The organism is Pedobacter sp., assembly GCF_035566355.1.
In the GTDB taxonomy this organism is placed as follows: domain Bacteria; phylum Bacteroidota; class Bacteroidia; order Sphingobacteriales; family Sphingobacteriaceae; genus Pedobacter.
In genome coordinates this window covers 1-9,389 of record NZ_DATMRL010000069.1, presented here as the reverse complement: position 1 = coordinate 9,389, position 9,389 = coordinate 1, and the positions used below count along the sequence as shown (strand labels likewise).

Here is a 9,389-nt window from a genome sequence, read left to right as displayed (position 1 = left end):
AACGGGTTGAAAGTTTTAGAAATTGAACTTGAAGAGGAGTTCGATGAGGCAGAAACCGACAGAAAGACAATTTCTAATCTGCACATGGAAGTTATTGTTGCTGGTTTAAAAAGACAAGGCCTGAAGACAATTGTGGTAGATGAAGCCCATCACTTAAGGAACGAATGGTGGCAGACATTGATTCACCTGAAGAAGAGCTTAAGCCCTGTTATTGTTGGTCTGACTGCAACTCCACCTTATGATGTAACTCCACAGGAGTGGGAAAGATATCTGGAACTTAATGGCCCTGTTGATGTAGAGATCTCTGTGCCCGAATTGGTTATTGAAGGGGATCTGTGCCCGCATCAGGATTTTGTCTACTTTACTTCACCTACGCCATTGGAAAATGAAGGTATCATAAAATTCAGAAAGGATGTGGAAAGGATCTTTTCTGAAATACGTAATGATGAAGTTTTAATTGCTGCGGTAGAAAGTCATCGATTATGGTTAAGCCCAGCAGAAAATTTAGAATGGATTTACAATAATCCTTCATTTTATTCAGCTAGTTTGATCTTTTTGAATGCAAACGGTAGAGTTGTTGGGGATAACTACCTTGAAATTATAGGAAATAAGAAGTATAAGTTACCCGATTTCGATTTCAGCTGGTGCGAAATACTGCTGGATTTTTACTTCCGAAATGAGGATGGAGCTTTTAAAGCATTTGAGCATCATAGAAAAAGCCTGGAGAATAAATTGAGGTGGTGTGGTGCATTGGAAGGGAGAGAGATTAATCTCCGTGGAAATAACCAGATCACCAGTTTGCTGAGCTCTAGTGTGAGTAAGTTAGATGGGATTAAACAGATTGTTGACTTTGAATTTGGGCAATTAGGAAATACCCTGAGGCAGGTCATTTTAACAGATTATATCCGGAAGGAATTTTATGTGAATTTGCCTGAGAATGACCTGGAACTCAATAAAATTGGAGTGATAACCATCTTTGAAAAATTGAGACGGAATAACGCTGCAGGAATAAAGATTGGTGTTTTGACGGGTTCGATGGTGATCATTCCTAAATCTGCTTATGTTGTATTTGAAGTATTGGGTGCCGAATTTGGAATAAGCGATATACAAGCTTCTTTGGTTCCGTTTGATCACGATTATTTGTTGATCGAACAAAAGGAACAATTAAAAAATAGACTTGTTGATATCATTACCAGGATTTTTCAACGGGGTGAAATTGAAGTTTTGATTGGAACAAAATCCCTGCTGGGAGAAGGCTGGGATGCTCCAGCCATTAATTCCCTGATTTTAGCAAGTTTTGTTGGGTCCTTTGTTCTTTCTAATCAAATGCGCGGAAGGGCTATTCGTACGCAAAAAGGAAATGATCATAAGACCGGTCATATCTGGCATTTGGCTTGTATAGACCGAACTTCAATTTCAGGCGGAGGAGATGTTGAGGTACTGAAGAGAAGATTCCGGAGCTTTGTAGGGGTTTCCACCTTAAAAGACGGAGGAATTGAGAATGGAATAGCGCGTTTAAACTTGTCTGCTGATCTTTCGTTGCCGTTGGCCGCCCAGGAGCAGAATACCCGGACTTTTAAGGAAGCTGCAAATAGAGATTTGTTAAAGTTTCAGTGGGCAGTCGCATTGCAAAGGGGAGTAAATTTAGTAGAGGAAATTAAGGTTCCCTTCCTGCAAAAGAAAGGTTATCAGGCTATAAAAAAGATGTACCTGGATAAGACTATTGCCAATTTTGCTATAACTCTGGGCTTCAGTTTTGTGTATTACTTTTTTAAATTCCTTTTCCGTGCTTCCAGGGAAATCAGGTCTGTGCAGGATTTTTATGCTTTCTTAGGCGCTTTTGTTGTGCTTGGCACTCTTTTATTTGGACGCAGGACGCTAAAAATGCTTACGCTTTATTTTGAATACAGAGATATTTCTAAGGATATGGAGCAAATTGCCCAGGCCTTGTTAAATACACTGGTCCATATGGGCGTGGTCCGGTCAAATATTTCGGCTTTGAAAGTGGTATCCTCTCAGGATCACCTTGGGACCGTATATTGCCATTTAGAGGGCGGGACTAATTTTGAACGGTCAACTTTTATTCATATGCTGACGGAGATGGTCAGGCCGGTTAACAATCCAAGATATATTATAATCAGGAAGAGTGTTTTTTTGTTTTTTGTAAAACAGAAGGATTATCATGCAGTTCCGGAGCTTATTGGCAGAAATAAAGCACTGGTTACTTTTTTTGCTCAGCAATGGGCAAAGCTGGTTGGACCGTGTGAGTTTGTGTTTACGAAGACCATTGAAGGACGAAAATTGATTTTAAAATCGAGAATTGATTCTTTGGCATCCCAGCTCGAAGAAAGGGTACAGCAGGTGAGCATATGGAAGTAATTAATTGTGTGAATTGATCTGCCTGATTTATATTGAATTAGCTTTATTTCAGGTCTGGCCCCCTTATTTTATTTAATTTTTTTTCATAAAAAGTTTTGTTTTTCAATTTCAAACGTTACTTTTGCAGTCCGTTAACGAAACGGAAATGCATTTGTAGCTCAATTGGATAGAGCATCTCACTACGGATGAGAAGGTTTGGGGTTCGAATCCCTACAAGTGCACGGAAAGCCTTAGATTTCTCTAAGGCTTTTTGCGTTTAAGTGCTTTTCTAAACCTTTGTTAACTCGATGGGTGAATTTGGTTAATCTACTTAATTCTGAGTATTTTTGTTTTAATGGAGTCTATTGCCCTTACCAAATCACAAGCACGGAAGATCATTCTTACCGCTGCCGGACTTGCCCAAAAGGCACAGTTTGGGACGGGAATCGAGGCTGTTTACCGGGTGATTGACCATCTGGGTTTTGTGCAGCTGGACACGAATTACGTTGTAGAGCGTGCACACCACCATGTCATGGCTGCGCGAGTGCCAGATTATCAAACGGAATGGTTGGCTGATCTTTGTGAAGACGGCCGGATCTATGAGTATTTCACTTCCGACGCCGGTTATCTCCCCATGTGCGATTTTCGCTTTTCATTACCAGTGAAAAGGGCTTTTGAAACAGATGGTAAACCACTCACCAAACCGGAAATCAATTTAATGAAACAGATTTTGGACCGGGTGGAAAGAGAAGGGCCGCTCATGGTTGGGGACTTTGAGAACGACCGCCAGGAAGCGAGCTCGGGCTGGTGGGATTGGCGACCATCCAAGGTTGCACTCGAAAGGCTTTACCTCAATGGGGAGCTGATGATCAGCCGTACCAAAGCTTTCCAGAAAGTTTACGATCTTCCGCTCAATTTAGTGCCTCAGGAAACAGACTTAAGTCTGCCCACAGAGGAAGAATATGCCCGTTTTGTCATCCATCGAACGATAGGGGCATTAGGTATTGCCTCTGTGAAGGAAATGGCCTGGCGTGCCCGTCGTGTGAAAGGCAACCTGATTAAAAAGGAACTGGAAATAATGGTGCAGACTGGCGAGATAAAAACGGTAGTGGTTGATGGACTGAAAGGCCCGTTCTTTATGCTCCCTGATCAGGAAATTGGTGTTGGGTTATCCAATGAGGTCTTCATTCTATCGCCCTTCGATATCCTTAATGTTTTCCGTCATCGGCTAAAAGATTTTTTTAATTTTGATTACCAGATCGAATGCTTTGTGCCTGCGCCCAAACGCCTGTACGGTTATTTTTCACTACCTGTACTCGCCGGAGAAACCTTTATTGCAAGGATGGATGCCAAAGCTGACCGCAAACAAAAGGTCCTGATCGTCCATAATATTCATTTTGAACCGATTAAGCTCCAATCAGTCATTATTGAAAAGTTTACACAAACCTTAAAAGAATTTGTTCAATTCAATCAATGCCAGGACATTGTCTTCAAGCGATCCAATAATGAAATTTACCTGGAAAAGATTCGCAAAGGTTTTCTCTATAAATAAAAAAACCGCCCCACTAAGAAGTAAGGGCGGTCGTTCTGCCTGGTTAGGCTGTTGATTAATTTGGCATTAACACGGTATCCACTACATGAATTACCCCGTTTTTCTGGTAAACATCTGTTATGGTTACCATGCTTGTTCCACCTTTCTCATCTTTCAACATTAATTTCTTTCCTTCCATCCAGGCCCACAGTTTACCCCCTTCAACAGTAGTGAGTTCTGCTTTGCCGTTTCCTTCTTTAATTGCTTTAGCAATCATTTTGGAATCCATCTTTCCAGCTACAACATGGTAAGTTAAGATTTTGGTCAGCATCCCTTTGTTTTCTGGTTTTACAAGTGTCGCTACAGTTCCCTCTGGCAATTTGTCGAAAGCTTCATTGGTCGGTGCAAAAACTGTAAATGGACCAGGCCCTTTCAGGGTTTCTACCAAACCTGCTGCTTTAACCGCTGCAACTAATGTGGTGTGATCCTTTGAGTTCACGGCGTTGTCTACAATGTCTTTGGTTGAGTACATTGCTGCGCCACCTACCATTGGGTTTTTCTGAGCGTAAACTTGTGTTGACAATGCCATAACTATTAAGGCTGCAACGGATAAAATAATTTTTTTCATAATCAGATCTTTTCGTTTGGATGCATGTACGCAAAAGATAACAGGCTTGGTTTTTTAACTTATAAATATTTTAATTGTAAGCGAATTGTCTTTTATCAGCTAAAAGCCAAAAAACAAAACCCAACTGTTCTTTTTTTACGTTTATTGGGTAAATGAAACAAATCTTAAAAAGATGAAAAAGATAGTTTGCTATATGGTCTTGTACACCTTAACGATCTGCTCCGCATTTGCAGCATCGTCCAATGGCCCTGGTGTAACAAATGTTAAAAAAGAGAAACAGCCAGTTCAGAAAGTAAAACTGGATACCGCTACTTTTGCCACAGGTTGTTTTTGGTGTACGGAAGCCAAATTTAAAGAGCTCAGGGGCGTAGAAAAGGTGATTTCTGGTTTTAGTGGCGGGCATGTCGCCAATCCGAGTTATAAAGAGGTATGCACGGGAACAACCGGTCATGCAGAAGCTTGTAATATTATTTACAATCCTTCGGTAATCTCTTTTGATGAACTGCTGCAGGCCTTTTTTGTAGCTCATGACCCAACACAGCTGAACAGACAAGGGAATGATGTGGGAACACAATACCGTTCTGCTATTTTCTATCACAATGCTGCTCAGAAAGATAAAGCAATTTATTACGTTAATAAACTCAATGCCGAAAAAGTTTATAAAAATAAAATTGTAACCCAGGTGGTGCCTTTCAAAGTGTTTTATAAAGCAGAAGATTATCATCAGGACTACTTCAGCCAGAACGGCAATGAACCCTATTGTAAATATGTGATACAGCCTGAACTTGAAAAGTTCAAAAAGGTGTTCAAAGATAAAATCAAAAATAAATGATCAGGCGATGAAAACATTCATTTTAATAGCAACCGTGTGCTTATTTTCCTTTACACGGGGGAATGCACAGCATCTGAAGTCTGCAAAAGGCCACGACAATAATCCTTATTACTCCAATACAGATACCAAGCCAGTAAAGGTTTCCAATGCCGTATGGAAAAAGATCCTGTCGCCTGAATTGTATGCTGTTGCCCGTGAACAGGCAACAGAACAGCCATTTACCGGGCAGTACTGGAACCAGGATGCTAAAGGGACATATTATTGTGCAGTGTGCGGAAATGTATTGTTTAAATCGGATGCTAAATTTTCCAGTACTTGTGGCTGGCCCAGTTTTTTTGAACCCATAGGAAAGAAAAGTGTGATCTATAGGGAAGACAATTCACATGGTATGCAGAGAACAGAAGTGATTTGTGCCAGATGTGGATCCCACCTTGGACATATCTTTGATGATGGGCCTCCGCCAACCGGGAAAAGATTTTGCATGAATTCTGTTTCTCTGGATTTTGAACCGGACAGATAAGATTTGCAAATTTAGTCTGGTTTATTTTTAATGCTTAGAAAGGCCATCAATGCCGATAGAAAAGCCAGCCCTGCAGCTACTTTCATGATCCTTCCATAGGCATTGATAAAACTGTTATGATAAACTGTTTTTATTTGTTCTTTAACTGATGGGGGGAGATCTGCTGGTACTTTAGCATCTCCCAGATTAATGGCCTGGCTGAGAATGACCTGCTTCTGTTGTGGGTGCAGAGGAAGACTGATCAGTTCTTTTTGTAATGCTGCTGTGAAGAACAAAACGGCAAGCGCACCAAGAATTGCATTGGCAAACACGCCTGATATCCTTGAAATAGCATTGTTTATACCAGATGCGGTTCCGGAAAACTGCTCACTTACTGCACCCATTACTGCTGCGGTAAGTGGAGCAACCGTAAGTGACATGCCAAATCCAAAAACAAGTATTCCAGGGAAAAAACTGATCCAGTAATCTGAGGCACCTCGGGTCTGCCCTACAAAAGACAGCATCAATAGTCCTGCCCCGGCAAGAAAAGGTCCGAAAATCAGAAATAACCGGGGACCATATTTATCTGCCAGACTACCAGCAAAGCGGGCATTCACGACCATGAAAATAGTGAATGGCAGAAAGGTCAGCCCGGATTGAAGCTGGGTATAGCCTTGTATCTGAACCATGTTTAAAGAAAGGAATAACATTCCTGCACCAAGTCCGGCATAAAGGAAAAAAGTCAGCAGGTTGGTTCCGCTAAATATTCTATTTTGGAAGAGACGCAAGGGCATCATTGGATGGGGGCTTTTATATTCTATAAAAACAAAGATCAATAATAGTATTAGACCCGTTGTGATAGAGCCATAGCCCTGTATATGATTGAAACCTACAGCTGGGACACGCAGAAATCCGAAAGTGAGCAGGGCAAGACCTAAAGCAATCGTTACTGCACCTTCAAAATCGAGTTTTTTGGCGCTGGTCTTGTCTTTTGTTTCCCGTACTTTAAAGGCTAAAATAAGCAGTACAAGAATCCCGATAGGTACATTGATGAAAAAAATATAACGCCATAAACCAGCATCAGCCAATGCGCCCCCAAGTGCAGGACCACCCATGGTGACTAGTGTAGTTGCGGCAGACCAGGTTCCAATGGCTTTGCCTCTTTCCTTTTCCTGGATAGAGGAGGATATAATGGATAAGCTCCCGGGAATCATAAAAGCACCGCCTATACCTTGTATAACTCTGAGGATGATCAGCATAGGAGCTGAAGAGGAAATTCCACAAGCTGCTGAGCCTAGAATAAAAATGAAGACTCCGGCCATGAAAATTTTCTTGCGGCCAAAGTGATCTCCCATTGTCCCGCCAATCAGGATCAGAGCGGCAAGCATAAGCAGGTATGCGTTGAGTACCCAGAATAAATCAGGACCCGATGCATGCAGGCTCTGCTGCAGAGAAGGTAAGACCACGTTTAAGGCCGTAGCATCTATAAAGGCCATAGCAGAGGCCATTATGGTAGAAGCCATTATCCATTTGCCTGCTGTGCTTTGAAGTGCTACTGTTGTCATAACCAATTGGATGATTTCATCTACTAAATATACCTAATTATCCAGATCCTGATGTCATCTGCATACCTTCTTCATACCATGTTCGCAAAAAAGTACTTTAACCCATATTTGTACGAGGTTTTTGCGAAGAAAGTATGAAGATAAGCGAAGGAAGGCAGTCCTTTATCTCCGATGTCCTGCATGGAGATCCTGCGACTGTAAAACCGCATTCTATTTTAAGTCCTATTTTTATTAAATTCTTGTTAAATTGGTTACGGATACGTAACTTTGCAATCTCAAAACTGAGAAAAGCCTAACTGCGGATGGCAGAAAGGCTTTTAAATTTTTAAAGACAACCCAAATGCTGAATTTTGTTCTCTTTGGCCCACCGGGTGCAGGCAAAGGCACCCAATCTGAAAAATTAATTGATAAATATCAGTTAATCCACATCTCTACCGGTGACCTTTTTAGGGCACATATTAAAAATCAATCTCCGCTAGGCCAAAAAGTGAGTCAGCTTATTGCAGACGGACAACTTGTTCCGGATGAAATTACGATTGCAATGCTGGAAGAGGAAGTGGATAAGAACCCTGAAGCAAAAGGATTCATTTTTGATGGTTTTCCGCGGACGGTTCCTCAGGCACAGGCTCTGGATGAATTTTTGGAAAGTAAAGGCAGTAGTATTGCCGGTGTAATTGCTCTGGATGTAGATCAGGACGAATTAACCAAAAGAATTGCCCAGCGTCAAAAAGAAACGGGTAGAGTGGATGATCAGGCTGATAAGTTGCAGAAGCGTATTGAAGAATATTTTAATAAAACTATTCATGTTTTGCCTTATTATGAGGCTCAGGGAAAATTGAGCAAAGTAAATGGTATCGGAAAAATTGATGATATCTTTGCAAACCTGTCTACTGTTATTGATCAGTATTAATAAAAATATTTGTTTAAATAGCGGGACAGATTTAAGTTCTTCCCGCTATTTTTATTTATAATGAAATCGTCAGAAGAAATTCTGACTCAAATAAAAAGATTATGTCGCAAGGTTCAAATTTTGTAGATTATGTTAAAATATGCTGCCGTTCTGGTAAAGGAGGGGCAGGTTCTGCACATTTACACCGCGATAAAAAGACGGCAATGGGTGGGCCAGATGGTGGTGATGGTGGCCGTGGAGGACATATTATCCTAAGAGGTAATACGCAATTCTGGACCTTGTTACACTTAAAATACCGTAAACACATTATTGCTGAAGACGGAGGTTGCGGTTCCAGCGGACTTTCTTCTGGTAAATTTGGAAAGGACGAGATTTTGGATGTTCCTCTGGGAACGATTGCAAAAGATGCGGAAACGGGAGAAGTTTTATTTGAGATTACCGAAGAAGGTGAAACCAAGATTTTAACCCCGGGAGGTCGTGGGGGGTTGGGTAACTGGCATTTTAAAACACCTACACTGCAAACGCCGCGTTTTGCGCAACCAGGCGAGCCGGGAATTGAGAGATGGATGGTGTTAGAATTGAAAGTTTTAGCTGATGTAGGTTTGGTAGGTTTTCCAAATGCCGGTAAATCGACCTTACTTTCTGTGTTGTCTGCTGCTAAACCGGAAATTGCGGATTACCCTTTTACAACATTGGTGCCTAACCTGGGGATTGTTTCTTACAGAGGTGGTAAATCTTTCGTCATGGCAGATATACCAGGAATTATAGAAGGTGCGTCTAAAGGAAAAGGTTTAGGCTATCGTTTTTTACGCCATATTGAGCGTAACTCTGTTCTTTTGTTTATGGTACCTGCGGATACCACCCGTTCCATTAAGGAAGAGTATGAGATCCTGAAAAAAGAATTGCAGGAATACAACTCTGAACTTATGCAAAAACCTCATTTGCTGGCGGTAACTAAGGCAGATATGCTGGACGAGGAGCTAGTGGCAGAGATGAAGAAAGAGTTACCAGAACATATTCCATCTATATTTATTTCTTCTGTAGCACAAAAGGGGCTTACAGAACT

8 protein-coding genes and 1 tRNA gene are annotated in these 9,389 nt (G+C 41.3%); 7 read left to right on the top strand and 2 right to left on the bottom strand.

Annotated elements, in window-relative coordinates; all coding sequences use genetic code 11:
• The 3 genes from VNZ46_RS02560 to VNZ46_RS02550 all read left to right on the top strand — a co-directional run.
• On the top strand, positions 1–2,379 hold a 2,379-nt coding region (locus VNZ46_RS02560; protein ID WP_325558502.1), incomplete at its 5' end, for a DEAD/DEAH box helicase family protein.
• A 147-nt stretch (positions 2,380–2,526) separates the two neighbouring features.
• A tRNA-Arg gene (locus VNZ46_RS02555) sits at positions 2,527–2,600 on the top strand.
• Positions 2,601–2,713: 113 nt separating this feature from the next.
• The gene (locus VNZ46_RS02550) at positions 2,714–3,910 is read left to right on the top strand and encodes a winged helix-turn-helix domain-containing protein (protein ID WP_325558501.1); all 1,197 of its coding nucleotides are present in this window, start codon (positions 2,714–2,716) and stop codon (positions 3,908–3,910) included.
• A 55-nt stretch (positions 3,911–3,965) separates the two neighbouring features.
• On the opposite strand, the gene VNZ46_RS02545 is transcribed toward VNZ46_RS02550, so the two are convergent.
• Positions 3,966–4,517, bottom strand: a complete 552-nt coding sequence (locus VNZ46_RS02545) for a fasciclin domain-containing protein (RefSeq protein ID WP_325558500.1) — start codon at positions 4,515–4,517, stop codon at positions 3,966–3,968.
• A 172-nt stretch (positions 4,518–4,689) separates the two neighbouring features.
• On the opposite strand from VNZ46_RS02545, the gene msrA reads away from it, so the two are divergent.
• Together msrA and msrB are read left to right on the top strand one after the other, a co-directional pair.
• Entirely contained in the window at positions 4,690–5,349 is a 660-nt protein-coding gene (msrA, locus tag VNZ46_RS02540) for a peptide-methionine (S)-S-oxide reductase MsrA (RefSeq protein WP_325558499.1), read from the top strand.
• A gap of 7 nt (positions 5,350–5,356) precedes the next feature.
• Entirely contained in the window at positions 5,357–5,869 is a 513-nt protein-coding gene (gene msrB, locus VNZ46_RS02535; RefSeq protein ID WP_325558498.1) for a peptide-methionine (R)-S-oxide reductase MsrB, read from the top strand.
• Between the two features lie 11 nt (positions 5,870–5,880).
• Here msrB and VNZ46_RS02530 read toward each other — a convergent pair whose 3' ends face one another.
• Positions 5,881–7,413 carry an MFS transporter gene (locus VNZ46_RS02530; RefSeq protein ID WP_325558497.1) on the bottom strand — a complete coding sequence of 511 codons (1,533 nt, stop codon included), beginning with the start codon at positions 7,411–7,413 and terminating at the stop codon, positions 5,881–5,883.
• A gap of 340 nt (positions 7,414–7,753) precedes the next feature.
• Between VNZ46_RS02530 and VNZ46_RS02525 the strand changes: the two genes are divergently transcribed.
• Together VNZ46_RS02525 and obgE are read left to right on the top strand one after the other, a co-directional pair.
• Positions 7,754–8,323: an adenylate kinase gene (locus VNZ46_RS02525; protein WP_325558495.1), complete on the top strand. Its 570-nt coding sequence runs from the start codon at positions 7,754–7,756 to the stop codon at positions 8,321–8,323.
• Between the two features lie 101 nt (positions 8,324–8,424).
• The coding region (gene obgE / locus VNZ46_RS02520; protein WP_325558494.1) for a GTPase ObgE at positions 8,425–9,389 on the top strand (965 nt) is incomplete at its 3' end.